The 25,954-nt window shown below is 72.4% G+C and carries 22 protein-coding genes; 11 read left to right on the plus strand and 11 right to left on the minus strand.

Annotated elements, in window-relative coordinates; genetic code table 11:
- Positions 1-144 precede the first annotated feature (144 nt).
- The 5 genes from DWV08_RS13690 (at position 145) to DWV08_RS13710 (ending at position 3,500) form a co-directional block, all read left to right on the plus strand.
- Positions 145-567, plus strand: coding sequence for a VOC family protein (locus DWV08_RS13690; RefSeq protein WP_115414307.1), 423 nt, complete (start codon positions 145-147; stop codon positions 565-567).
- Positions 568-658: 91 nt separating this feature from the next.
- Positions 659-1,600: a ribokinase gene (locus DWV08_RS13695; RefSeq protein WP_115414308.1), complete on the plus strand. Its 942-nt coding sequence runs from the start codon at positions 659-661 to the stop codon at positions 1,598-1,600.
- 176 nt (positions 1,601-1,776) lie between these two features.
- A complete protein-coding gene (locus DWV08_RS13700; RefSeq protein WP_115414309.1) occupies positions 1,777-2,439 on the plus strand; it encodes a carbonic anhydrase in 663 nt (220 codons plus the stop codon).
- Between the two features lie 51 nt (positions 2,440-2,490).
- Complete coding sequence (locus tag DWV08_RS13705) at positions 2,491-2,826, plus strand: ArsR/SmtB family transcription factor (protein WP_115414310.1); 336 nt, start codon at positions 2,491-2,493, stop codon at positions 2,824-2,826.
- The gene (locus tag DWV08_RS13710; protein WP_115414311.1) at positions 2,823-3,500 is read left to right on the plus strand and encodes a cation efflux transmembrane domain-containing protein; all 678 of its coding nucleotides are present in this window, start codon (positions 2,823-2,825) and stop codon (positions 3,498-3,500) included. The genes DWV08_RS13705 and DWV08_RS13710 overlap by 4 nt, the downstream gene beginning before the upstream one ends.
- A gap of 66 nt (positions 3,501-3,566) precedes the next feature.
- Here the strand turns inward: DWV08_RS13710 and pabB are convergent, their stop codons facing one another.
- Positions 3,567-5,324, minus strand: a complete 1,758-nt coding sequence (gene pabB, locus DWV08_RS13715) for an aminodeoxychorismate synthase component I (protein ID WP_115414312.1) — start codon at positions 5,322-5,324, stop codon at positions 3,567-3,569.
- 29 nt (positions 5,325-5,353) lie between these two features.
- Here pabB and larC point away from each other — a divergent pair, with 29 nt between their 5' ends.
- Entirely contained in the window at positions 5,354-6,919 is a 1,566-nt protein-coding gene (larC, locus tag DWV08_RS13720; protein WP_115414313.1) for a nickel pincer cofactor biosynthesis protein LarC, read from the plus strand.
- Between the two features lie 88 nt (positions 6,920-7,007).
- Here larC and DWV08_RS13725 read toward each other — a convergent pair whose 3' ends face one another.
- A complete protein-coding gene (locus tag DWV08_RS13725; protein WP_127097486.1) occupies positions 7,008-7,649 on the minus strand; it encodes a helix-turn-helix domain-containing protein in 642 nt (213 codons plus the stop codon).
- Between the two features lie 166 nt (positions 7,650-7,815).
- Here DWV08_RS13725 and DWV08_RS13730 point away from each other — a divergent pair, with 166 nt between their 5' ends.
- Together DWV08_RS13730 and DWV08_RS13735 are read left to right on the plus strand one after the other, a co-directional pair.
- Positions 7,816-8,199 (plus strand): cupin domain-containing protein, encoded by a 384-nt coding sequence (locus tag DWV08_RS13730; protein WP_115414315.1) that lies wholly within the window; start codon positions 7,816-7,818, stop codon positions 8,197-8,199.
- Positions 8,200-8,264: 65 nt separating this feature from the next.
- Entirely contained in the window at positions 8,265-9,455 is a 1,191-nt protein-coding gene (locus DWV08_RS13735) for an amidohydrolase (protein WP_115414316.1), read from the plus strand.
- Positions 9,456-9,474: 19 nt separating this feature from the next.
- On the opposite strand, the gene ppsA is transcribed toward DWV08_RS13735, so the two are convergent.
- The 5 genes from ppsA to DWV08_RS13760 all read right to left on the minus strand — a co-directional run bounded on the left by ppsA (position 9,475) and on the right by DWV08_RS13760 (position 16,328).
- Positions 9,475-11,841 (minus strand): phosphoenolpyruvate synthase, encoded by a 2,367-nt coding sequence (gene ppsA / locus DWV08_RS13740; RefSeq protein ID WP_115414317.1) that lies wholly within the window; start codon positions 11,839-11,841, stop codon positions 9,475-9,477.
- A 25-nt stretch (positions 11,842-11,866) separates the two neighbouring features.
- A complete protein-coding gene (locus DWV08_RS13745; protein ID WP_115414318.1) occupies positions 11,867-12,793 on the minus strand; it encodes a pyruvate, water dikinase regulatory protein in 927 nt (308 codons plus the stop codon).
- A 264-nt stretch (positions 12,794-13,057) separates the two neighbouring features.
- Positions 13,058-14,098, minus strand: coding sequence for a hemolysin family protein (locus DWV08_RS13750; RefSeq protein ID WP_115414319.1), 1,041 nt, complete (start codon positions 14,096-14,098; stop codon positions 13,058-13,060).
- Entirely contained in the window at positions 14,095-15,471 is a 1,377-nt protein-coding gene (locus DWV08_RS13755; RefSeq protein ID WP_115414320.1) for a hemolysin family protein, read from the minus strand. The genes DWV08_RS13750 and DWV08_RS13755 overlap by 4 nt, the downstream gene beginning before the upstream one ends.
- Before the next feature lie 182 nt (positions 15,472-15,653).
- The gene (locus DWV08_RS13760) at positions 15,654-16,328 is read right to left on the minus strand and encodes an alpha/beta hydrolase (RefSeq protein ID WP_115414321.1); all 675 of its coding nucleotides are present in this window, start codon (positions 16,326-16,328) and stop codon (positions 15,654-15,656) included.
- A gap of 389 nt (positions 16,329-16,717) precedes the next feature.
- On the opposite strand from DWV08_RS13760, the gene DWV08_RS13765 reads away from it, so the two are divergent.
- A complete protein-coding gene (locus tag DWV08_RS13765) occupies positions 16,718-18,358 on the plus strand; it encodes a glycoside hydrolase domain-containing protein (protein ID WP_115414322.1) in 1,641 nt (546 codons plus the stop codon).
- A gap of 124 nt (positions 18,359-18,482) precedes the next feature.
- On the opposite strand, the gene DWV08_RS13770 is transcribed toward DWV08_RS13765, so the two are convergent.
- From DWV08_RS13770 to DWV08_RS13785, 4 genes are all read right to left on the minus strand, one after another.
- A complete protein-coding gene (locus DWV08_RS13770; protein ID WP_115414323.1) occupies positions 18,483-19,766 on the minus strand; it encodes a mechanosensitive ion channel in 1,284 nt (427 codons plus the stop codon).
- Between the two features lie 120 nt (positions 19,767-19,886).
- A complete protein-coding gene (locus DWV08_RS13775; RefSeq protein ID WP_115414324.1) occupies positions 19,887-20,162 on the minus strand; it encodes a hypothetical protein in 276 nt (91 codons plus the stop codon).
- Positions 20,159-20,737 (minus strand): type 1 glutamine amidotransferase domain-containing protein, encoded by a 579-nt coding sequence (locus DWV08_RS13780; protein WP_115414325.1) that lies wholly within the window; start codon positions 20,735-20,737, stop codon positions 20,159-20,161. The genes DWV08_RS13775 and DWV08_RS13780 overlap by 4 nt, the downstream gene beginning before the upstream one ends.
- Before the next feature lie 79 nt (positions 20,738-20,816).
- Positions 20,817-22,235, minus strand: coding sequence for a protein adenylyltransferase SelO family protein (locus DWV08_RS13785; protein WP_115414326.1), 1,419 nt, complete (start codon positions 22,233-22,235; stop codon positions 20,817-20,819).
- A 183-nt stretch (positions 22,236-22,418) separates the two neighbouring features.
- Here DWV08_RS13785 and DWV08_RS13790 point away from each other — a divergent pair, with 183 nt between their 5' ends.
- A complete protein-coding gene (locus tag DWV08_RS13790) occupies positions 22,419-24,740 on the plus strand; it encodes an arylsulfatase (RefSeq protein WP_115414327.1) in 2,322 nt (773 codons plus the stop codon).
- 145 nt (positions 24,741-24,885) lie between these two features.
- Positions 24,886-25,884 (plus strand): DUF389 domain-containing protein, encoded by a 999-nt coding sequence (locus tag DWV08_RS13795; RefSeq protein WP_206516722.1) that lies wholly within the window; start codon positions 24,886-24,888, stop codon positions 25,882-25,884.
- Positions 25,885-25,954: the final 70 nt, after the last annotated feature.

Genomic DNA, 25,954 nt, shown 5'->3' on the forward strand with positions numbered 1-25,954 from the left:
ACGCAGTGAGCGGCCGGTCGCCCACCATTGCCCGTACCGGCGCCGGAACCCCTCGGCCCCCTGGTGGACCGTCGGCCCCGCGGCCTACGCTCTCCCCGAGCGCCCGGCACCGCGCCGGCGCCGACGCCGAGGAGGTCGTCCGCCATGCCCGCAGCCCTGCACCCCTACCTCAACTTCGACGGCAACGCCCGGGAGGCGTTCGAGTTCTACGGCGAGGCCCTCGGGGCCACGCCCCAGTTCTCCACCTTCGGCGAGTTCCAGGCCGTGCCCGCCGACCACCCCGCGGCGGACAAGATCATGCACGGCTCCCTCGAGGTCACCGACCTGATCCGCCTGTACGTCTCGGACGTCATGGAGGGCATGGCCCCCTACGTCCCCGGCACCAACGTCACCCTCTCCCTGATGGGCGACGACGAGGCGGTGCTGCGCAGCGCCTACGAGAAGCTCTCCGTGGGCGGGGAGATCGCGATGCCGCTCGAGAAGCAGATGTGGGGCGACGTCTACGGCTCCTTCACCGACCGCTTCGGCATCGTGTGGCAGGTGAACATCTCCGGCGGCGAGGGCTGAGACGTCTGCGACGACCTCCGCGCCCGGCTCGAGGTGCGGCCCACGGCGCGGACCTGCGTGGACCACGCCGCCTGACCGTAGGCTTCGCCGTATGAACGCCTCGACCCCACCCCCGGCCGACGGCTCGATCGTCGTCGTCGGCTCCGTGAACGTCGACCTGCTCGCGCAGGTGCGGCGCCATCCCGCACCCGGGGAGACCCTGCACGGCACGGGCGGGCAGATGCTGCCCGGCGGGAAGGGCGCGAACCAGGCCGTCGCGGCCGCGCGGCTCGGCGCGCGCGTCACGATGGTGGGCGCCGTCGGGACCGATGCGCAGGCCGAGGTGGCGCTGTCCGCGCTGCGCGAGGCCGGGGTGGACCTCACCCGTCTCGCCGAGGTCGAGGGGCCGACGGGCCTCGCGATCGTCACGGTCGCGGAAGACGGCGAGAACTCCATCGTCGTCATCGCGGGCGCGAACGACGCGATGGACGCCGAGCGGGTGCGCGCGGCGCGCGAGGCGATCGCCGCGGCGCGCATCGTGGTGTGCCAGGGCGAGATCCCGCGGGACGGCATCGAGGCGCTGCCCGCCCTGGTCACAGGCCGTTTCCTCCACAATCCCGCCCCGGTCATGGAACTGGACCCCGCGGTGCTGCGTGCGTCGGACCCGCTGGTCGTGAACCAGCACGAGGCCGGGCTCGTCCTCGCCCAGCTCGCCCCGGACCTCTCCGCGCCGACGGACCCGGGCGCGATGGTCCGCGCCCTGCAGACGCAGGGGATCGCCTCCGTGGTCCTCACCCTCGGCGCGGACGGCGCCCGGGTCGCCGACGCGGACGGCATTCAACCCATCCCGCCCGCCCCCGTCGACGCGGTCGACACCACCGGCGCAGGCGACGCCTTCATCGGCGCGCTCGCCCTGGGCCTCGCGCGCGGCGACGACCTCGCCACGGCGGCCCGACTCGCCTCGCGCGTCGGCGCGTTCGCGGCGACCGGGGAAGGCGCCCAGCCGAGCTATCCCTCCGCGGACGACACCCTCCCTGCGCTCCAGGAGACGTGAACCACCCGCGCTCGGATCACGAATGTACAGGTCAGCACAGCCCTCGCCGGACTGTCGCGGACGTCGCCTCCTCGCACCGGACCCAGGAGTATCCTGCGGCGGGGCGTGACCCCACGAGGCCGCGTCCCCGCGCCGAGCGGTCCCGCTCGGCGGTCCCCGCACGATTGGATCCCCTCATGAGCAACCCCCGCGTCACCCCCCAGCAGGCCTGGGACGCCCTCGCCGAGGGGAACGAGCGATTCATGGCGGGGACGCTGAACCACCCCCAGCAGAGCGCGGCCCGGCGCAGCGAGCTGAGCACCTTCCAGGCGCCGAACGCGGCGTTCCTGGGCTGCTCCGATTCGCGCGTCGCGGCGGAGATCCTCTTCGACTGCGGCCTGGGGGACCTCTTCGTGGTGCGCAACATCGGCCAGATCGCCAACGAGAACACGGTCGCGACGATGGAGTTCGCGGTCTCGGCGCTGGGCGTGTCCGTGATCGTGGTGCTCGCCCACGGCTCCTGCGGTGCGGTGAAGGCCGCGATCGACCAGACCACCGCCGATCCGAGCCCCGTCACGCCGGCGATCCGCAAGGAGCTGGAGGAGATCCGCCCCGCCGTGCAGCAGGAGTGGTTCGCGACCCAGCAGGTCAGCCCGTACGTCGACACGGACCTCATCGAGGCCGACGCCGTGGGCCGCCGCCACCTCGCCGAGACCGTCAACGCGCTCATGCGCCAGTCCACCGTCATCTCCGACGCGGTCGCCGCGGGCGAGCTCGGGATCGTCGGTTGCCAGTACCAGCTCGAGGAGGGGCGCGTCGCCCCGATCTCCTGGGTGGGGAAGCTCGACGTCACGCGCTGAGCGGGCGCACCCCACCGCCAGACAGTACATCGCTCGCTGTACTATCGGGGCATGCACGAGACCGTCACCCTGAGCCATACCGCGTCGCTGGCCCGGCTGGGCCATGCGCTCTCCGATGCGACGCGGGCGCGCGCCCTGCTCGCACTGCGGGAGGCCCCCGGGCTCCCCTCGGATCTTGCCGACGCCCTCGGCGTCTCCCGGCAGACGATGTCGAACCATCTCGCCTGCCTGCGCGGCTGCGGGCTGGTCGAGGGAGTGCGGGAGGGGCGGCACACCTGGTACCGGCTCGCCGACCCGCAGGTGGCCGATGCCCTCTCGGGCCTCGTGGAGCTCGCGCTCGTGGTCGACCCCGACTGCTGCACCGGCGCGGAGTGCCGCTGCGCATGAGCACGTCCCACACCGCCCTCACGCCTGCCCGTCGGCACATCCTGCAGCGCCGGATCCGCTGGGTGGTCGCCGCGACCATCACCTACAACGTCATCGAAGCGGTGATCGCGCTGGCCGCAGGGCGTGCAGCGTCTTCCTCCGCGCTGATCGGCTTCGGTCTGGACTCGATCGTGGAGGTGCTCTCCGCCGCGGCGGTGGCCTGGCAGTTCGCCGGGCCCGACCCGCAGCGGCGCGAGCGGATCGCCCTGCCGGTGATCGCGGTGGCCTTCTTCGCCCTCGCCCTCGTCGTCACGGTCGATGCGCTGCGCTCCCTTCTCGGCACCGGCGCGGCGGAGCATTCTTCCGTGGGCATCGCCCTGGCGGCCGTGAGCGTGGTGCTGATGCCCGCCTTCTCGCTGTTCGAGCGGCGCACCGGCCGCGAGCTCGGCTCCGCGAGCGCGGTCGCCGACTCGAAGCAGACGCTGATCTGCGCGTACCTCTCCGCCGCGGTGCTGATGGGGCTGGTGGCCAACAGCCTGCTGGGCTGGTCCTGGGCAGATCCGGTCGCTGCCCTGATCATCGCCGTCTTCGCGGTGCGCGAGGGAGTGGAGGCCTGGCGCGGGGAGGCGTGCGCGCAGCCGGTCTCCGCGCTCGTGCAGGAAGGCAGCGGGAAGGAGGGCGGTGGGTGCTGCTGAGCAGGCGTACCCGCCCGTATGCCGCGGCCTACCGGCAGCGGTCCCTGCTCCGGACCGCGGCCTGATCTAGTCCGCCGCGAGCACGGCCCGTCGCCACCCGCGGGCGGAGCTGAGCAGCGCGATCTCCTCGGCCCGGTGCAGGTCCGCCACGGTGAGCTCTCGCTCCACGAGCGTCCCGTCCTCGCGCGCGAGTCGTCGCCCCACCCCGTCCAGGCAGCCGTCGGCCAGCGGCGGCGTGCACCAGGTGCCGTCCAGGCGCAGAGCCAGGGACGCGATGGTGGTCTCCACCAGCCGCCCGTGGACGCCGCGGAGGATCACGTCGTCGGCCTGCGGGTGGCGGGCGCGCGCCGCGTCGAAGTGGTCGCGCACGGTGGTCTTGTGCGCGCTGAGCTCGGTGGGGATGTCGGTGAGCTGGTCGTCGACGGCGAGGAGCACCGGCTCCGGCGCGGCGGTGAGCGGGCGCGGCTCCGCGGCGCAGCTGCCGTCCCGGCGCAGTCGCAGCCGCACGAGCTGGGCACCGTCCAGGGAGGCGAGATCTGCCAGCGCCGCGGTGAGCGACTCCTCGTCCACCACGATCCGGAAGTGCGCGGCCGAGGCCCGCAGCCGGCGCAGGTGGTGCTCGAGGTGCCGGGCGTGCCCCTCATGCACGGCGATCGTCTCCAGCAGCGCGAAGGGCTCGCGCTCCCCCACCGGCAGCACGGCGGCCTTCGCGAGGAGCTCGTCGTACTCACCGTCGGCCGTGGACCCCCAGGTGATGCCGCCTCCGGCACCGTAGACGGCGGTGCCGTCGGCCCGATCCAGCACCACGGTGCGGATCGCGACGGAGAAGCGCGCCCGGGGCCTGTCACCGGGGGCCACCACACCGATCGCGCCGCAGTACACGCCGCGCGGGGAGTCCTCGAGGCGGGTGATCAGCTCCATCGTGGACAGCTTCGGGGCGCCGGTGATGGACCCGCACGGGAACATCGCCGCGAGCACATCCACCAGCCCGGTGCCGGGCCGGGTGCGGGCGCGCAGGCGCGAGACCAGCTGGAGCACGGTCGGGTACTCCTCCACACCGAGCAGCTCGGTGACCTGGACGCTGCCTGGCTCGCTGATGCGGGCGAGGTCGTTGCGCAGCAGGTCCACGATCATGACGTTCTCGGCGCGGTCCTTCTCCCCGCCCACCAGCGCCTCCCGGGCGGCGCGGTCGCGGGCGGGGTCGCCGGTGCGCACGGCGGTGCCCTTCATGGGGGCGGTGGTGACCTCTTCGCCGTCCCAGGTCAGGAAGGTCTCGGGGCTCGCGCTGACGATCACGGCGTCGCCCAGGTCGAGGTAGGCGTGGTGGGCGCCGCGCTGGCGGCGGGCGAGGTCCCCGTACAGCCCGTACGGATCGCCGGTGAGCTGCGAGCGCAGGCGGGTGGTGAGGTTCGTCTGGTAAGTGTTCCCCTCGGCGATCGCGGCGCGGACGGCGGCGATGCGGTCGGCGTGCTCGGCGCGGGCCCAGTCGGGGAGCCAGGGCTCGAGCGCGTAGCCGCCGGCGGGGGTGAGCGGGGCGGGATGCGGGTCGGGGCCCTCGGCGATCCCTGCCCACGCCAGCGGCACGCTCCCGTCGCCGGGGTGCGTCTGCGCCTGCGGGTCGAGCCCGGCGGCGGCCTCGTAGGCGAGCATCACCACCGCCCAGGAGCCCGCGGCGACGGCCTGCTCGATCTCGGCAAGCGCGGGGCGCACCTCCTCGGGCCGCTCGGCGCGGATCTCGCGCGTGAAGCGCTCGAACTGCAGCACCTCACCGGTGACGAGGTCGTCGAGCCGGGCGCGTGGCACCGCGAGGGAACTGGAGGTCACCGCAGCATGATGCCCGATACGCTCCGGTCATGGATGTCATCGCCGCTCGCACCGCCCACATCGACGCGACCGCGGGGATCGCCGGGGACATGCTGCTGGCGGCCCTGATCGATGCCGGGGCGGATCTCGCCGGCGTGCAGGCCGTGCTCGACGCGCTGGTGCCGGGCTCCGTGCGCTTCGTGCGCGAGGACGTGGACCGCGGCGGGCAGCGGGCGGTGAAGGTCGACGTGGAGGTGCTGGTGGAGGACCCGCCGCACCGCACCTGGGCCTCGATCCGGGCGATGCTCGAGCAGGCGCGGGGCCGGGGCGACGTCCCCGGGTGCACGCTCGACCTGGCGCTGGCGGTGTTCGGCCGTCTCGCCGACGCGGAGGGCGCGACCCACGGGGTCCCGGCCGACGAGGTCCACTTCCACGAGGTGGGGGCGTTGGACTCGCTGGCCGACGTGATCGGGGCGTGCGAGGCATGGCGGCAGCTCGGGATCGAGGCCGCGACCGGCAGCGTGCTCGCCGTCGGCTCCGGCCGGATCCGCGCCGCGCACGGCGACATCCCCGTGCCGGTCCCGGCGGTGACGCGGCTCGCGCTCGGCTGGCCGACGGTCGCCGGGGAGATCCTGCCGCCGCGCGGGCACGGGCACCCGCACAGCCACGGGGACGAGCACGGCCACAGCCACGGGCACGGGCACGGGCACGGGCACGGGCACGGGCACGGGCACGGCGACTCTCATCGCCACGACCACTCCCACGACCACCGACACCTCCATGACCCGTCCCCCGTCCCGGACTCGGACGCGACCCTGCCCGCGCACGCCCAGGGGGGTCCGCACGAGCACGGGGGTCGGCGGGTTCCCGCCGGGGTCGCGCCCGGGATCGGCGAGCTCGCCACCCCCACGGGCGTCGCGCTGCTGCGCGGTCTCGCCGCGACGGCCGGCCCGCAGCCGATGATGACCGTCGAGGCGCTCGGCGTGGGCGCCGGCACCAAGGACACCCCGGGCCGGCCGAACGTGGTCCGGGTCCTCGTCGGCCGCCCGTACGCGGCCACGCCGCCCGCCGACGCCGCGGGCACCACCACGACGGAGTCCGCGCCCAGCGCCCTCGCAGCGAACGAGCTGCCGGCGAACAACCACCCGGCCGACGCGCACGCGACCCCCACCGCCGCCCTCCAGCTCGAGGCGAACGTGGACGACCTCGACCCGCGTCTGTGGCCGCGCGTGCTCGAGGAGCTGCTCGAGGCGGGGGCGCTGGATGCCTGGCTCGTGCCGATCTCGATGAAGCACGGCCGCCCCGCCGTCACCGTCCACGCCCTGGTCCGCGAGGGCTCCGAGGACGCGATCTCCGCGCTGCTCATGGACCGCACCGGCACCCTGGGTGTGCGCCGGTACCGGGTGGAGCGGGTGATCCGCACCCGCGAGTTCGCCGAGGTCGAGGTGCGCGGTCAGCGCATCGCCGTGAAGATCGCTCGCGATGCCGACGGGGCGGTGGTGCGCCGAGAGCCCGAGTTCCGCGACGTCGCCGCCGCGGCCCGCGCCCTCGACATCGGCGAGCGCACCATGCTCGACCTCGCCAAGGAGGCCGCCGCGGGGCTCGCGAAGGGCTGACGCAGGTCCGCGTCACCCCACACGAGCAGTCACCTGAACCGCATCGCAGTGCGGTCATGGATCGTGAGCCGAGCGATCGGTTCGGGACTCATTCAGCACGCTCCAGAACTCTGGCGAGGAGTCTCTGGGCTTCGGTGCGGCTCCGCGAGCTCGGGTCATCGTGCAGGTCGGCGATCACGTGCAAGGTGCGCACAACCGGCGGCGGATCCTGCACTCGCAGCACCACGTTGGCCTCCCCCTCGTCGGCAGGGATGAGCAGGTGGAAGAGCTCGAGCTCGTCTCTCACCGCCGGAGAGACGTAGGCGTCCACGACGTCTCCGTAGACCTCGGCCGATGGGTGGGAGATTCCGGTCAACGCGAGATCGCTCCGCGATCTGAGTTCCGCGACATCCTCCGGCGAGGCTCGGAACCGCTCGATGCGGAGATCCGGCCGCTCCGCATAACGCCCCACCTGTGCGATGCCGTGCTCACGGATGATGCGCAGGCGTTCCTTCGCACGACGGCGCTGGTCGGGGTCAAGGTCCTGGCGCTCGCCGTCGACGTATCTGGCGAGGAGGTCGAAGGACTTCGCACTGAGCCTTCGGCCCGCACTGCGTCGTGCCCGCCCGGGTTCCGCGTCGATCACCCAGCGGCCGCCCACTTTTCGAGCGCGGAGTGCGCCGGACGCGGCACGGTGCCGTACAGCTCGGGGCGAGATCCCCGAGAGCCTCGCGAACTCCTCGACCGACAACGTGGCAGAATACTACCGTTACCGGAAGTATTCCGCCATACTTGAGGCCGCAATGATCCGCAATGACGCGTGTCCTCCCAGCAGTTCCCGCCATTCGTCAGCGGATCCGCGACCCCGGGGGCGATACTGGGAAGGGACCGACGCCGCTCCCGAGGAGGAGGACCCCATGCCTGCCCTGCCTGATGCGATCACCCAGGCCATGAACCAGGCCCGCACCGCCGAGAACGGCCGCCACGCCGAGATCGTGGTGAGCGACGGCCCGCTGCGGCAGACGATCATCGCGCTGAGCCGCGGCGTGCGCCTGCCCGAGCACAACTCCCCGCCCGCCGCGTCGATCCAGGTGGTGCGCGGGAGCCTGCGCGTGACGGGGCAGGAGGTGGCGGAGCTGCGCGCCGGGGACCTCGAGGCCCTCACCCACTTCCGGCACGCGGTGGAGGCGCTCGAGGACTGCGCCTTCGTGCTCACCACCGTCACCTCCCAGCCTAGCGGCGGCAGCCACGCCACCCGCACCGGGGAGATGCCGATCATGGAGGACGAGGACCGGGCCTGAGCCCGGCCGTCCGCACGGGCGGCGTCCTGACCGGCAGCGGTGCGGGGCCGCGATAGCGTGCCGCCATGACCGCACTGCTGCTGACCTCGCTGCGCCCCTGGGGCGGCGCCCCCGCCGACCTGCTCATCGAGGACGGGGTCATCACCGCCCTCGGCACCGACCTGCCCGCGCCGGACGGCGCGCGGAGAGTCGACGCGCGCGGCCTGCTCGCCCTGCCGGGCCTGCTCAACACCCACGCCCACGTGGACAAGTCCTGGTGGGGCAAGCCCTGGGTGTCCTACGGCGGGGAGGCGACCACGCAGGGCCGCATCGCGCACGAGCGCGCCGAGCGCGGGGCGCTGGGGATCCCCAGCGAGGACTCGACCGTGCGGGTGATGGAGGAGTTCCTCCGCCACGGCACCACCGCGACGCGCACCCACGTCGACGTGGACCTCGGCGTGGGCCTGGACGGCATCGCCTCGGTGCGTGCGGCGGCGGAGCGGCTCGGCGGTGCGCTCGAGGTGCGGATCGTCGCGTTCCCGCAGGACGGGGTGCTGCGCCGGCCCGGCGTGCTGGACCTGCTGGATCGCGCCGCGGCGGAGGGGGCCGACGCGATCGGCGGCCTGGACCCGGCCGGCATCGACCGCGACCCCGTGGGCCAGCTCGACGCGCTCGTGGACATCGCCGAGCGGCGCGGGGCGGAGCTGGACATCCACCTGCACGACGGCGGCTCCCTGGGCGTCTTCCAGCTCGAGCTGCTCATCGAGCGGACCGTGCGCGCCGGCCTGCAGGGCCGGGTGAACGTCTCCCACGGCTTCGCTCTCCACGACGTCACAGGATCCCAGGCCGAGGAGCTGCTCGCCGCGCTCGGGGAGGCCGGGATCTCGTGGACCTCCGTCGCCCCGCTGAACCGCGGCCGGGTGCCGTGGCGAGCGATGCGCGCGCACGGCGTGGGCCTCGGCCTCGGCACCGACGGGATCCGCGACCTGTGGTCCCCCTACGGCGACGGCGACATGCTGCGGATCGCGCTGAACTTCGCGCAGATTCAGGGACTGCGCCATGACGAGGAGATCGCTTCCGCACTGCACCTGATCACCCGCGACTCCGCCCGTTTCGTGGGCCGTGACCAGCACAATCTCGCGCCCGGCTCGCGCGGTGACGTGGTGCTCGTGGACGCGGAGAACCTGCCCGATGCGCTGCTGCGGGCCCCGCGCCGCGAACTCGTCGTCGCCGGCGGCCGGATCGTCGCCGAGGCCGGGGAGCTCGTCGGCCGCTGAGCCGCGGCCGACGAGGCTCTCAGCTCTTCTGCGCGAGTCGCAGCCAGGTGTCCACGACGGTGTCCGGGTTCAGGGACATCGAGGCGATGCCCTGCGCGAGCAGCCACTCGGCGAGATCAGGGTGGTCGCTGGGGCCCTGCCCACAGATCCCCACGTACTTGCCCGCCGCGCGGCACGCCTCGATCGCGCGGGAGAGCATGAACGTCACCGCCGGGTCCCGCTCGTCGAAGGCATCGGCCACCAGGGCCGAGTCCCGGTCCAGGCCCAGAGTCAGCTGGGTCATGTCGTTCGAGCCGATGGAGAAGCCGTCGAAGTGCTCGAGGAACAGCTCCGGGGTAGCGGCGTTGGAGGGGATCTCGCACATCATGATCACCTCGAGCCCGTTCTCGCCGCGCACCAGACCGTGCTCGGCGAGCAGCTCGATCACGCCCTTGCCCTCCGCGGGGGTGCGCACGAAGGGGATCATGAGCTTCACATTGCTCAGCCCCATCTCCTCCCGCACGTACCGCAGCGCCTCGCACTCCATCGCGAAGCACTCGGCGAAGTCCTCCGAGAGGTACCGCGAGGCACCGCGGTAGCCGATCATCGGGTTCTCCTCGTGCGGCTCGAACAGCGACCCGGCCAGCAGGTTCGCGTACTCGTTGGACTTGAAGTCGCTCATCCGCACGATCACCGGCTCGGGCGCGAAGGCCGCGGCGATGGTCGCCACGCCCTCGGCGACCCGGCGCACGAAGAACTCGCGCGGGGAGTCGTAGGCGGCGATCCGCTCCTGCACCTGCGCGGCGGTCTGCGCATCCAGCCGCTCCGGCTCGAGCAGCGCCCGGGGATGGATCCCGATCTGACGGTTCACGATGAACTCGAGGCGGGCCAGGCCCACCCCCGCGTGCGGCAGGCGGGAGAAGGAGAACGCCTGCTCCGGGTTGCCCACGTTCATCATGATCTTCACCGGCAGCGACGGCATCGAATCGACCTCTGAGGAGGAGACGGTGAAGTCCAGCAGCCCCTCGTACACGAGGCCGGTGTCCCCCTCGGCGGCGGAGACGGTGACCTCCTCCCCGTCCCGCAGCGTCTCGGTGGCGTCCCCGGTGCCCACCACGGCCGGGATCCCCAGCTCGCGGGCGATGATCGCGGCGTGGCAGGTGCGGCCGCCGCGGTTGGTGACGATCGCGCTCGCGCGCTTCATGATCGGCTCCCAGTCCGGGTCGGTCATGTCCGCCACCAGCACCTCGCCGGGCTGGAACCGGTGCATGTCCGCGATGTCCTCGAGCACCCGCACCGGGCCCGCACCGATCCGCGCGCCGATCGCACGGCCCTCGGCCCGCACCGGCCCGCGCTCGGCCAGCAGGTACTTCTCCACCGTGTTCCCCGCGCGGGACTGCACCGTCTCCGGGCGGGCCTGGAGGATGTACAGCCCGCCGTCGGCGCCGTCCAGCCCCCACTCGATGTCCATCGGCCGCCCGTAGTGCTCCTCGATGATCAGCGCCTGCGCCGCCAGATCCGTGACCTGCTGATCGGTGAGGGACAGCCGCGCCCGCTCCGCCGGGTCGACGGGCACGAACTCGGTGGTGCGGCCCACGGCGCGATCCTCGGTGTAGACCATCTTGGTGGCCTTCTCCCCCACCGCGCGCTTGAGGATGGCGGGGCGCCCCTCGCGCAGGCCCGGCTTGTACACGTAGAACTCGTCCGGGTTCACCGCACCCTGCACCACGCCCTCCCCGAGCCCGTACGCGGAGGTGATGAACACGGCCCGGTCGAAGCCGGACTCGGTGTCCACCGTGAACATCACCCCGGAGGAGACCAGATCCGAGCGCACCATCTTCTGCACGCCCGCGCTGAGCGCCACCGCGGCGTGCTCGAAGTCGTGGTGGACCCGGTAGGCGATCGCCCGGTCGTTGTACAGCGAGGCGAACACCTCCCGGATCGCGGTGAGCACCGCCTCGATGCCGCGCACGTTGAGGAAGGTCTCCTGCTGGCCGGCGAAGGAGGCGTCGGGCAGATCCTCCGCGGTGGCGGAGGAGCGCACCGCGAAGGAGGCCTCGGCGCCGGAGCCCGCGGCGAGCTCCTCGTAGGCGGCGCGGATGTCCGACTCCAGGTGCTCCGGGAACGGCTGTGCGATCACCAGCTCGCGGATCTCCCTGCCCGCCTCGGCGAGCGCGACCGTGTCCTCGGTGTCCAGGCCCTGCAGCCGGGCGTCGATGCGTTCGGCCAGGCCGGTCGCGCCGAGGAACTCCCGGTACGCGTCCGCGGTGGTGGCGAAGCCGTCCGGCACCTGCACCCCCAGCCGGGTCAGGTTCGAGACCATCTCGCCGAGGGAGGCGTTCTTGCCTCCCACCTGCTCGAGATCCGTCATGCCGAGCTCGGAGAACGGGCGGATGCTCTGGGTCATGGCGTGCTCCTTCAACGTGGGGTGCTCATCGCGGGGTGGTCCCGCGACGCTCGAGGGATTGCAGGATCAGGGTGGACATCTCCTCGACGGACTTGCTCGAGGAGTCGACGAAGGGGATGCCGTGCACGTCGTAGACGCGCCGGGCACGGGACAGCTCCCAGCGGGTCTGCTCCAGGGAGGCGTAGCGGGAGCCGGAGCGGCGCTCCCCGCGCACGGCGGAGAGCCGCTGCGGCGAGGTGAGCAGCCCGAAGCAGCGATCCGCCACGCCGGCGATCGAGCCGGGCAGCACCTCCCCGGCGAGGTCCTCGTCCACCAGCGGATAGTTCGCCACGAAGATGCCGTGCATCAGCGCGAGGTACATGCTGGTGGGGGTCTTGCCGCAGCGGGACGGGGCGATGAGGATGACGTCCGCCTTCTCGATCGCGCGCACGGACTGGCCGTCGTCGTGCTCGATCGCGAACTCCACCGCCTGCATGCGGCGGTTGTAGCGGCGGGAGTCGCCCACGCCGTGCAGCCGCGCGGGGGCGTGGTCGCCGGTCACGCCCAGGCGGGCCTCGAGCTGCGCGAGGTGGCTGCTCACGAAGTCGATCACCGGGGCGCGGGTGCCCAGCAGCACCTCCCGCACCGCCTCGTCCACGACGGTGAGGAACACCAGAGGGGCCACCTCGCCGTCCATCGCCGCATCGAGATCCGCCCGCACCCCCCGGGCCTCCTCGACGGTGCGCACGAAGGGGATCAGCCGCCGCTCGAAGGGCACCGAGGGGAACTGCAGCAGCAGGGCGTTGCCCATGGTCTCGGCGCTGATGCCGGTGGAGTCGGAGATGAAGAAGACGGGCACCGCGTCCGCCGCGGTGAGCGGACCGTCGCCGCTGCGGGGAGCCTTCGCCGCCACGCGCCCGTCGCCGCCCGAGGCGGCCGGCAGCGGCGGCGGGATCGGCAGCGATGCGTTCATTCAGCGCCCCTTGCGATGGGCCCGGCAGCGAGGCCGGGGACACGTCGATGTGCTGGGCTCACCGTAACCGGAGGCGAGGGCGGCGCGGAGCATCACCGCCGAAGGTGTCCGGCCTCACCCCGGCGCTGCACGAGGGCGGCGAGGTGGGCGTTCACCCGTGCGCGAATGCGCAGGGACCACGCTGGCGGGCGCCGCCTATCGGCAGCGCCCGCCAGCGGGCTTCCTCGACGGAGCTGATGCCTCCGTCGTGACGGACGGCGCGCCTCAGGCGGCCACGCGCGAGTCGTCGCGGATCTGTCCCACGAGCTCCTCGAGCATGTCCTCCAGGGTGACGATGCCGATCACGGCGCCGGAGGGATCCACCGCGGCACCCAGGTGCGCGCCGGAATCCTGCATCTCCGCCAGCGCGTCGCGCAGCGGCTGGTCGCCCCCGATGCGGGGCAGCGTGCGGATGCGCGCGGCCGGGATCGGCCGGTCACGGTGCTCCTGCACCGAATCCAGCAGGTCCTTGATGTGCACGTAGCCGGTGAGGGACCCGTCCGCGGCGCGCACCGGGAACCGGGAGTAGCCCTCCACCGCGGCGGCCTCGGCCTGCGCGGCGGTGGCGCCCTCGGGCAGGGTGGAGACCGCGTCCAGCGGGATCACCAGGTTGGCGACGCTGCGGGCCTCGAAGCGGAGCGCCCCCAGCAGGAGCGCCTCGTCGTTGTCCTCCAGCAGCCCGCCCTCGCGGGACTCGCTCACCATCGCCGCCACCTCGTTGCGGGTGAAGGCGCTGGTCACCTCGTCCTTCGGCTCGATGCCCATCATGCGCAGCACCAGGTTGCCGATGGAGTTGAGCAGCCACAGCACGGGCCGGACCACGGTCACCACGCCCATCAGCATCGGGGCGAGGATCAGCGCCATCCGCTCCGGGCCGGCGAGCGCGATGTTCTTGGGCACCATCTCGCCGAAGACGACGTGGAGGTAGGTGACCAGGGACAGCGCGATCACGAAGCTGATCGGGTGGGTGAGGGCGGCGGGCACGCCGATCGCCTCGAAAGGCCCCTCCAGCAGGTGCGCGATCGCCGGCTCGCTGATCGCGCCGAGCGCCAGGGAGCACACAGTGATGCCCATCTGCGCGCCGGCCATCATCAGCGAGACCTGCTCCATCGCGGAGATCGTGACCTTCGCGGCCCAGTTCCCCTGGAGCGCCTTCGGCTCGATCACCGAGCGCCGCGCGGAGATCAGGGAGAACTCCGCGCCCACGAAGAACGCGTTGAGCAGCAGCAGGATCAGGGTGGCCAGCAGGCCCACATAGTCGCTCATCGCTGCTCCTCCTCGTCCTCGCCCTGCGCGTCTTCGTCACCGGGGGCGGGCTCCACCTTCACGTGCACGGTCTCGATCCGCATGCCGTCGATCTCGGTGACTTCGATCCGCAGCCGTGCCGGCTGCTCGCCGGGGGCCGGATCGGTGTCCACGACGATTTCGTCGCCCACCTCCGCCAGGCGCCCCAGCTCCATCGTGACCAGGCCGCCCAGCGTGTCGTAGTCCTCGTGCTCGGGGACGGTGACGCCGAGCCGCTCGGCGGCCTCGTCGGGGCGCATGCGCGCATCGAGGTCCCAGGAGCCGTCGGGCTCGGGGGTGTCGTCCATCTCCTCGTCGTGCTCGTCGCGCACCTCGCCCACGATCTCCTCGACGAGGTCCTCCAGAGTGATGAGCCCGGCGTGGTCGCCGAACTCGTCCACCACCACGGCCATCTGCAGACCGCCGGCGCGGAGGGTGTCCATCAGGTCGTCGAGCGGGACGGTGTCCGGCACGAAGGTGGCGGTGCCCATCACCGCATCGACCCGGGTGGTGGGACGCTCGGCGAAGGGGATCGCGAGGCCGTGGCGGATGTGGGCCACGCCCGCGATCTCGTTCTCGTCGTCCAGCACCGGGAAGCGCGAGTGGCCGGTCTCCCGGGCCAGCTCGAGCAGATCCGCGACGGACTGGTCGACCTCGAGGGAGTCCATGCGGCCGCGCGGCACCATCGCGTCATGGGCGCGACGATCGCCGAAGGCGAGGGTGCGCTGCACCAGCGAGGCGGTCTCCTCGGCGAGCGCACCCTCATCCGCCGAGCGCTTGACCAGCACGGCGAGCTCGTCGGCGCTGCGGGCGGAGCCGAGCTCCTCCTGCGGCTCCACGCCGAGGGCGCGCACCACCGCGTTGGCGTTGCCGTTGAACAGACGGATCGGCAGGCCGAACGCCTTCGTGAACAGGCGCTGGAAGCCCACCACCAGCTTGGCGGTGCGCAGCGGCTGCGCGATCGCCATGTTCTTGGGGACCAGCTCGCCGAAGATCATCGTGGTGCCGGTGGCGAGCACCAGCGCCAGCGCGACGGAGGCGGAGCGGGCCGCGACCTCGCTGAGCCCGGCGTCCACCAGCGGCGGCCCGACGAGCGCGGCGATCGCGGGCTCGGCGAGGAAGCCGATGCCCAGGTTCGTCACGGTGATCCCGAGCTGCGCCCCGGAGAGCTGCGTGGAGAGCGTCTTCATCCCCTGCAGCACGCCGCCGGCGCGCTTGTCACCGGACTCCGCGGCGGCTTCGACGTCGTTGCGGTTGACGGTGATGAGGGAGAACTCGGCGGCGACGAATCCGCCGCAGGCGGCGACGAGCAGGAGCCCGATCGCGAGCGAGACGAGGGGACCGATCAGGTCCATGGACGGATCCCCCCGTGGATGGTGAGTGAGTGCAGGCCCGAAGGCCTGGGACTGTCACTGGGGGCGTCGCTGGCGGCGCTCATGATCTCCTGGTGCTCCTCATGGCCTCACCGACCGTCGGCGAGGACTGAGGGGATCCTACAGCGCACATCCTGGACACGGGAGCGGATGTGCACGACGGCTCAGGGAGCAGTCCGCTCCTCGGCCCGGCGCCGCAGGAACGCCGCCACGGCCCGCAGCTCCACCTCGTCCACCGCGTGTCCGAGCGCGGGGCGGCGCTCCTCCTCGAGGCGGGTGTGGGCGGTGAGGAAGTCCCGCACCTGCTGCTCCCTCTCCTCGTCGTAGTGCGGGTCGAGGCCGCCGTGGCCCCACAGCACCGGGGGGCGCCGTGCGGCGAGCGCCGGGTCGCCGGGCAGCGGTGCGGGGAACGGCCAGCCGGAGAGGTTCACCGCGAAGTCCAGCAGCGCCTCATCCCGGCGCAGCAGGTGCAGGGCCAGCAGCCCGCCCTGGGAGAAGCCGATCGCGCCGGCCACCTCGGCGCCGTCGGCGCGCTGCTGCGCGATCCACTCCGCGACGGCGCCGGCGGCGGGGTCGAGCATCTCGGGCCGGGCCGGGTCCGTGGGCATCGCGAACCAGGCGTAGCCCTGCACGTAGCGGAAGATGCCGCGCAGGGAGACGTACTCGAACTCCGGCGGCAGGAAGGCGGCGAGCCCGGCGAGGTCGCGCTCGTCGCTGCCCAGGCCGTGCAGGAGCAGCACCAGCGGGCGGCCCTCCCCGGTGCCCGGGCGCACCACGGCGTGCTCGTCGATGCGCTCGGAGATCAGCTCCACGGGACCGTACTGCGGGGTGCTCGTCATCCCGGCAGGCTATCGCTCCCGGCGGTGCCGCGGGCAGGGCTGCGCTCCGGGCAGGACAGTGCTGCGGGCAGGGGAAGACCCCCAGGTCGCGCGGTGCGCTGGTCGGAAGGACGAGGTCCGACCCCTGGGGGTCCCGGCAGCTCGGTGGTATTCGCTGCGCGTCCGTCGATCTGATGGCCCGCGGTGCGGGTCAGGTCGATGGTCGCCTCAGCGGCGAGCCACCTCACGAGTCCAAAAAGAAATCACTTCTCGGATCACCTCCTTCCCTGTGTGCCTCCACCGTAGGACCGCCCGCCGCGGAGGGCAACGGATTATTCGCGCCGCCCGTGCCGGGACCGCCCGTGACAGGATGGCGACGGCCATCACCCCGTGCTCGACGAGGAGTTCCCGTGCAGTCCGTGCTCACCGATCCCCTGGAGAAGGTCCTCGGCGAGGAGACGCCTCGCGCGGCCGAGGTGATCGACGGCGTCCACGCCTCCGGGTTCCTCGACGAGCCGCTCGCGCTGCAGCTCGCCCTCCGGTACGACGACGGCGAACCGTCCGGCGAGACCCGGGTGCAGCTCAGCGGCTCCGCCGCCCCCTTCGCGCAGGTGCACGCGGTGCGCCGCGTGCCTGTCTCCCATCCCGCCCCGGAGGATCCCGACCCGCACTACCTGGTCACCGCGCCCGGCGAGTACCCGGACCTGCTCGAGCCGCTCGCCGAGGAGACGGTGCTGCTGCGGCCCGGCCGCTGGGAGGCGCTGTGGATCGACGTCCGCGCCACCGCGGAGGCCGAGGCCGGCGACCACGACCTCACGATCACCCTCACCGGTGCCGGCGGGCACGTGCGCGCCCGGCAGACGGCCCGGGTGCGGATCCACCCGCACCGCCTGCCGCCGCTGACGCTCACCAACACCCACTGGTTCCACGCCGACAGCCTCTCCACCCACTACGACGTCGAGGTGTTCTCCGACCGGCACTGGGAGCTCGTCGAGGCGTTCCTCGCCTCCGCCCGGGAGATGGACGTGACCAGCGTCCTCACCCCCGCCTGGACCCCGCCGCTGGACACCGCCGAGGGGCGCACCCGCCCGTTCGTGCAGCTCATCGGGATCCGGGAGCACGAGGGCGAGTACTCCTTCGACCTCACGCGCCTGGACCGCTGGCTCGAGATCTGCCGACGCCTGGGCTTCACCGGGATCGAGATCGCGCACCTGTTCACCCAGTGGGGCGCACGCAGCACCCCGGCGATCCTGGTGGAGACGGAGAGTGGGACCGAGCACCGCTTCGGCTGGCACGTCCCCGCGACCTCGCCCGAGTACCGCCGCCTGCTCGAGGCGATGATCCCCGCGCTGCGCGCGCATCTGGACGCGCACTGGGACGGCCAGGTGCTGTGGCACATCTCCGACGAGCCGCACGAGGACCATCTCGCCTCCTACAGCGCCGCGAAGGCCCAGGTGGCAGACTTGCTCGACGGTGCGCAGGTGGTCGACGCGCTGAGCTCGCTGCGCTTCGCCGAGCAGGGCGTGGTGGAGACCCCGATCGTCGCCACCGACCACGTGGCCGAGTTCCTCGCCGCGGGCCGACGCCCCTGGGTGTACTACTGCGTGTCCCAGAACCGGGACGTGGCCAACCGCTTCATCGCCCTGCCCTCGGTGCGCAACCGGGTGCTGGGCCGGCAGCTGTTCGCCTTCGAGGCGCCCGGCTTCCTGCACTGGGGCTACAACTTCTGGTGGGCGCAGTTCGCGCTGCACCCGATCGACCCCTTCGAGGACACCTGCGCGGGCGGGCCCTTCTTCGGCGGGGACGCCTTCGCCGTGTACCCCGGCCCCGACGGCACGCCCTGGCCCTCCCTGCGCCACCGGGTGTTCGCGCACGGCATGGCCGACCACCGCGCCCTGACCTGGCTCGCCGAGCTCGCAGGCCGGGAGGCCGCGCTCTCCCTCATCGACGAGGGCGGCACCCTCACCTACTCGACCTTCTCCTACGACGACGCCGCGCACCTGCGCTCCCGCCGCGCCGTCGACGCGCGGATCCTCGACGCCCTGGCCTGACCGACACGACGATCCCCCGACCCCGCCCGGGACGGGGCGGCATCGGGGGATCGCTCAGTGCCAGTCGATCAGCCCTGTATCTTCTCGGCTGATCTCCTGCCGCTCGTACCTCGCAGCACGTCGATCAGCCCTGGGACTCCGGGCGCGGGGGCACGGGGGCACCGCCGTCGGCCGACGGGGCGGGTCCACTCTTCGAGGAGGACTCGAACTTCGCCAGCTGACGGGCGGCGGCATCCCGGCCGCCCAGGCCGAAGGCGAGCACCGCGGCCGCGGCGGCGCCGATCACGAGGGCGCCGAAGGCCATCTCGATGATGGAATCGGCCACGCCCATCGACTGCAGGCCCATGGCCGTGAACAGGATGATGATCGCCCAGCGCACCACCGTGGAGGCGGTGCCGGAGAGGATCTTGCCCACGATCGAGGCCAGCAGGAAGCCGGCCGCGATGATCACGCCGCCGAACAGCACGTTGCCGCCGAGGGCGAGGATCTCGCTGAGGATCGCGGTGATCTGCGCGAAGCCCAGCACCTGGGCGCCCATCACCGCGAAGAACAGCACCACGGCGATCTCCACCACGCGCAGCACCGTGGGCGTCACGGAGGAGCCCTGCGGGAGGATGTCCTGCTTCGTGAGCCAGGAGTCGATGCCAGAGCTCTCCAGCAGCGGCTTGATCAGGCCAGAGACGAAGCGGGCGATCAGCACGCCGATCCCCACCAGCACCACGGCGGCGACGATGTTCGGGATCGCGGTGAACACCGCGGTGAGCATCGAGGAGGCCGGCTCGGAGATCGAGGCGATGCCCAGGATCTGCAGCGCGGCGATCGAGACCACGATCATGATCAGCGCGAAGACCACCTGGGAGAGGATCTCCGGCACCTTCGAGGGGGCCGACGAGCCACCGCCTGCGGAGGCCTCCTGCGCGGGGGCGTCCCCGCCGGCCGACGGGGCCGTGGTGACGCCGCCGGTGGCCTTGTCCAGGCCGGACTGCGCCGTGCCCAGGAGCTTGCCGAAGTCCACCGTGTTCAGGAAGGTCTGGATCATGGCGCGCACGATCTTCGCGATCGTCAGGCCGATCACGAACACGAACACCGCGCCGATGATGTTAGGGAGGTACCCGAGCGCCTGCTCGAGCATCACCACCACCGGCGAGAGCACCTGGGAGAGCTGGAAGATGCCCAGCACGATGATCAGGCCCAGGAGCCACACGATCATCGAGGCGATGCTGCCGATCGAGGTGCCGAGGCCCCTGCCGTCCACACCGGGACGCTGCAGGGCGGGGATCTTGGCGGTGAGCCGGGCGACCGCACCTTTGACGACGGCGGCGAGGATCGCGGTGATCACCAGGATGACGACGGCGGAGAGGACCTTCAGTCCCAACTCCGCCCAGTTGACGCTCGAGAGGAAGTCCATGAGGCCCTCCGTGGGTCGGGGAAAGGTGGGCAGAGCCTGCACAGGCTCTGATACCGAGCATTCACTATGATGTTCGTCACGTCCAGGGTCGCAGGTCAGCGCCTTCTCGAGCTCTCCGGCTCAGAGCATCGGCTCGGCGCTCCCCGGATCCTCGCGGAGGATCTCCTCCACCTCGCGGTCCTCGTCGTCGGCCTCCATCGCGTCCCCGTCGCGGTTGCCCTGCTCGGCCGCCGCGGCATCGTCGCCGCCGCGCTCGAGGTCCGCGTCGACGCCGACGCCGTCGGCGGCGCGGGGGATCTCGCCCTCCGCCTCGACGCGGTCCGCCTCGAGGGCGTCGTCGATGCTGGGCGGGTCCTCCGGCAGTGCGGGGTCGCGGGGGTCGATGCTCTCGGTCATGATGCTCCTCCTGGGGCGGGAGATGTCAGGGCCTCGATGATCGCGCCGGTGAAGGCGTCGAGGTCGTCCGGGGTGCGGGAGGTGAGGAGACGGTAGCCGGCGTGGTCGTCGACCACCACCTCCCGGTCGAGCCACTCGGCGCCGGCGTTGACCATGTCGGTGCGGATGCCGGGGACCGAGGTCAGCACGCTCCCCTCCGCCAGACCCGTCTCCACGAGCAGCCACGGCGCGTGGCAGATCGCCGCGACGGGCCGACCCGCCGCGGCGACGGCGCGGACGAGCCGCTGAGCGGTCTCGTCGGTCCGCAGGGTGTCCGCGTTCAGCGTGCCGCCGGGCAGCACCAGGGCGTCGACGCCCGCGGGATCGACGGTGTCGAGCGTGGTGTCCACCGGGACGTCGGCGCCGCGCTCGCGGTCGCGCTCCAGGGTGAGGACCGTCCCCTCCTCGGGGGCGGCCACGATCACCTCCGCGCCCGCCTCGCGCAGCGCGTCGAGCGGGTGGCGGATCTCGTCGGTCTCGGTGCCGAAGTTGCTGGTCAGGATCAGGATCGTGCGGCCTTCAAGGGCATTCGCCATCACGGGCCTCCTCACGTCGGGTCGTCCGTGCGGCGACCGTACCACCGCGGCGCGGGGCGCTCCCGACCGAGTGGACGCCTCAGGTGCCGCAGAAGGTCAGGAACTGCTCGCCGCCCTCCCCGGGCCCTTCGAGGTGCGCGAGGCCGTCCCGGCGGCGCAGCGGCTCGCGCACCGCGCCCAGCAGCTCGTGCACGGGCCCCAGGTCGCCCAGGTGGGCGGCGCGCAGCGCCCCGTCGAGGGCGACGTTGCGCGGCACGTACAGCGGGGCGGTCGGCCCCGCCCCGTCGGCCGTCGGCGAACGCATCCTCTCCCAGCGGCGCACCCAGTCCTCGTGCCCGGGCGGCAGCTCGTCGGCGCGCCCCTCCGAGAGGGCCCGGAGGGAGAGGGTGTGATCCGCCCCCGCGGCCTCGAGGAGGGTGAACAGCTCCTGGCCGAGGGCGAGCACCTCGCCCTGCTCCCCCTCGACCCCCAGCACCCGCGCGAGCTCGCCCGCGTAGGCCTGCGCGAACCAGCCCTCGTACTGCTCGAGCACGGCCGTGGCCTGCTCCACCGCGGCATCCGGCGAGCCGGCGTCCACCACCGGCAGCAGCGCCTCGGCATAGCGGGAGAGGTTCCACAGGGCGATGCCGGGCTGGCGGCCGTAGGCGTAGCGGCCGGCGTGGTCGATGGAGCTGAACACGGCGTCCTGGCGGTGCACGTCGAGCACGGCGCAGGGGCCGTAGTCGATGCCCTCGCCCGAGAGCGCCATGTTGTCGGTGTTCATCACGCCGTGCACGAAGCCGAGCACCATCCACTGCGCCACGAGCTGGGCCTGAGCGCGGGAGACCGCCTCCAGCAGCTCGAGCGCGGAACCGGCCGACGGGTGGTGGCGCACGATCGAGTGCTCGAGCAGCGCCCGGGAGACCCCGGGGTCATGGTGCCAGGCCGCGTACTCGGCGGTGCCCACCCGCAGGTGGCTCGCGGCCACCCGCACCAGCAGCGCCCCCGGCTCCGGCGTGACGCCCTGGCGCGGGGCGATCTGCTCCCCGGTGGTGAGCACGGCGAGCGCGCGGGTGGTGGGGACGCCGCAGGCGTGCAGCCACTCCCCGATCACGGCCTCGCGCAGCATCGGGCCCAGCGGCGCCTTCCCGTCGCCGCCGCGGGCGAAGGGGGTGCGGCCGGCCCCCTTGAGGTGCAGGTCGCGGCGCCGGCCGTGGGTGTCGACGAGATCGCCCAGCAGCACGGCGCGGCCGTCGCCGAGCTGCGGGTTCGCGCTGCCGAACTGGTGGCCGGCGTACGCCTGGGCGGTGGTGCCCTCGATCTGGCCCGTCAGCAGGGCGATCCCATCGGCGGTGCGCAGCCGGGCCGGGTCGTACCCGAGCTCCACGGCGAGCTCCTCGTTCAGCCAGGCGATCTCGGGCCGCGGTGGCGCCTCGGCGCGCCAGGGCACCGACAGCTCGGGCACGGCCTCGGCGTAGCTCTGGTGGAGTGCGGGGGCGGACGGGGCGGCGCTGTCCATCACCGCAGTCTCCCACGCCCCGCGGACGATGCTCGAGCCTCGCACGTCGTCGCCCCGGGCGAGGCATCGGGCCGCGGGGCGTGGAGAGCGGTGCCGTCGGGGCCGCCGCGCCGTCCGGTCGCGACCCCGCGGACACAGCGCTCGCCATTGTGCTCCAGATCATAATGCCGATATAACGTCCTCATGAGCACCGATCGAACTCCTGCCTGGCCGGACCGCACGAACCTCCCGATTCCGCCGCTCCTCCGGCAGGGACGAGTGGAGCGCACCGTGCGCGACTCCGATCCGCCCCAGTGGCCCCAGGAGGTCGCCGCCCCGGCCGGCGCCCCGAACGTCCTGCTGGTGATGACCGACGACGTCGGCTTCGGCGCGACCGAGCCGTTCGGCGGCCCGATACCCACCCCCACCTACTCGCGGCTCGCGGAGCAGGGCCTGAAGTACAACCGCTTCCACACCACGGCGCTGTGCTCCCCCACCCGCGCGGCGCTGATCACCGGCCGCAACCACCATGTCGCCTCGACCGGCATCATCATGGAGTTCTCCACGCCGTTCGCCGGCTACCACTCGATCGTCTCCCGGTCCTGCGGCACGATCGGCGAGATCCTCACCCGCAACGGCTACGGCACCGGCTGGTTCGGCAAGAACCACAACGTCCCCGACTGGCTGACCACCCCGGCGGGCCCCTTCGACCTGTGGCCCTCCGGCCTGGGATTCGAGTACTTCTACGGCTTCCTCGGCGCGGACGCCCACCAGTTCCGCCCCGCCGTCCACGAGGGCACCCAGCCGGTCGAGCCCTATCTCGACGACGAGGACTACCACCTCGACGCCGATCTCGCGGACAGGGCGATCACCTGGATCCGGCGGCAGAAGGCCGTGAACCCGGACAAGCCGTTCTTCGCCTACTACACCCCGGGCACCGCCCACGTGCCCCATCACGCCCCGGCCGAGTGGCGGGAGAAGTTCCGGGGACAGTTCGACCACGGCTGGGACGAGCAGCGCCGACGGACCTTCGAGCGCCAGAAGGAGCTCGGCATCATCCCCGAGGACTCGGTGCTGAACCCGACCCCGGACCACTACCGCCGATGGGACGACCTCTCCGAGGACATGCAGCGCGTGTGCGCCCGTCAGATGGAGTGCTACGCGGCGGCGCTGTCCCACGCCGATCATCAGGTGGGCCGGGTGGTCGACGCCGTCGAGCAGCTCGGCGAGCTCGAGAACACGCTGATCATCTATATCCAGGGCGACAACGGCTCCAGCGCCGAGGACCCCACCGGCCACGGCTTCACGAGCGAGATCGGCGTGCTCGCGAACGACGTCGTGGACACCGAGGAGTACATGATCGAGAACATCGACGAGTTCGGCGGGATGTGGCTGCAGAACCACTTCTCCCACGGGTGGGCGCACGCCATGAACTCCCCCTACCAGTGGGACAAGAAGATCGCCTCCCACCTGGGCGGGTCGCGCACCTCCGCGGTCGTCTCGTGGCCCGCGCGGATCCACGACACGGGCGGGCTGCGCAGCCAGTTCACCCACGTCACCGACATCGTGCCGACGATCCTGGAGGCCGCCGGGATCCCGATGCCGGACACCATCGACGGGATCGAGCAGGTGCCGCTGAACGGCACCAGCATGATGCCCTTCTTCGACGCCCCGGACGCCCCCGAGTCCCACACCACCCAGTACTTCGAGGTGATCGCGAACCAGGGCATCTACCACGAGGGATGGATGGCCAACACGGCTCCCAAGCGGCTCCCCTGGGTGGGCACCGGCGAGTCCACGGCGGATCCCTTCGACGAGTACGAATGGGAGCTCTACGACCTCACCACCGATTTCACCCAGTCCAGGGACGTCGCCGCCGAGCACCCGGAGAAGCTCGAGGAGATGCGGCAGCTGTTCCTCGCCGAGGCGCGCGCCAACCAGGTGCTGCCCCTGGACGACCGCTACATCGAGCGCCTCGCCCCCGAGAACCGCCCGCCCCACAACGTCGGACGCACCCACTACGTCTACTACCCCGGCGTCTCGCGGATCACCGAGGCGATGGCGCCGCAGATGAAGAACACCTCCTACCGCATCACCGCGGACCTCACGGTCCCCGAGGGCGGCGCGGAGGGCATGCTGATGTGCCAGGGAGGCTGGTTCGGCGGGAACGCGCTGTACCTCCTGGACGGGCGGCCCACGTTCGCCTACGCGCGCTCCCACTACCCCGAGCACAAGTACGTCGTCCGGGCGGAGGAGCCGCTGGCACCCGGCCGCCACCGTCTGGTGCTGGACTTCGCATGGGATGGCGGCGCACCCGGCGCCGGCGGCACCGCGACCCTCTCCGTCGACGACCGGGAGATCGCCTCGGGGCGCATCGACGAGACCATTCCGGTGCGCGTCTCCGCCGACGAGACCTTCGACGTCGGCGAGGACACCGGCACCCCCGTGGTCCGCGAGTACGACGTGCCGTTCCGCTTCACCGGCGCGCTCAGCGAGCTCGTCGTGGACGTCCTGCCCGCCTCCTGAGCATCGGGGAGACCCTCAGGCCCACAGCCAGCGGAAGCAGGTCTCCGATGAGGGGCGCGAGCATGATCGGAGCCTGGTCGTCGGATGTGAGCGGTGTCATAGACTCCACCTGAGCGGATCGTCCGCCCGCACGGACGGAGGCACCATGGCCCGCACCCGCGTTCCCGATCTCGCCCGGGCGGCCGCCATGCGCGACGCCGTGCTCTTCGAGGGACCCGATCGGGGTCGCCGCCTCAGCCGCTTCTGGATCCTGCTCGTGCTGTCCTCGGTGATCGCCGCGGCAGGCGTGATCGGCGACTCCACCGCGACCGTCATCGGCGCCATGATCGTCGCCCCGATGATGCTGCCGATCCAGGGCGCGATGATCTCCACCGTGCTCGGCGACCGCACCCAGCTGATCCGCTGCGCGGCCCTGGTGCTCACCGCCGCCCTCACGGTCGTCGCCATCGGCTACCTGCTCGCCCTCACGGTCGCCGTCGACATCGTCGCGGCCACGAACTCCCAGGTCAGCGGCCGTGTCCATCCGCGACTCATCGATCTGGTCGCAGCTCTCGGCACGGGCGTGGTGGGGTCGATCGCCCTGATCCGGCGGGACATCTCCGACACGCTTCCGGGAGTCGCGATCGCGATCTCGCTGGTCCCCCCGCTGAGCGTCGTCGGGATCACCCTCGAGGCGCACGCCTACGGCGAGGCGCTCGGCGCCCTGCTGCTCTTCATCACCAACGTGGCGGCGATCCTCGCCACCGGCATCGCGCTCATGACCGCCTGCGGATTCCACCGGATCGCCTCGGAGTCCCGGGGCCCGGAGGGCGGCGGGGTGAGTCAGCGGCGCGCGGCGCTCGTCGTCGCCGGGATGCTGCTCCTGGTCGGCATCCCGCTCAGCGCGAGCACCGTGGACACCAGCGCCCGCGCGCTGCGCGAGAGCACCGTGAACGACATCGCGTCCGAGTGGCTGGAGGGGACCGAGTGGCAGGTGCTGGAGGTGTCCTCGGATCTCGACGCGACCACCCTCCGCGTCTCGGGCCCCGAGCCGGCTCCGGACACGGGGACGCTGCGGAACGCCCTCCAGCAGGCCGGGGTCGACATCCGCGGCATCGAGGTCGAGCTGGTGCCGTCGAACACCGTGCTCCTGGAGTCGCCGTGAGGCGGGTGAGGACACGCGGAGGGCCTGTGCCCGCTTGACGACGGGGCTCCGGACGAGCAAGCTGGACACA

This window comes from Brachybacterium saurashtrense, from assembly GCF_003355475.1.
GTDB classification, from domain to species: Bacteria; Actinomycetota; Actinomycetes; order Actinomycetales; family Dermabacteraceae; genus Brachybacterium; species Brachybacterium saurashtrense.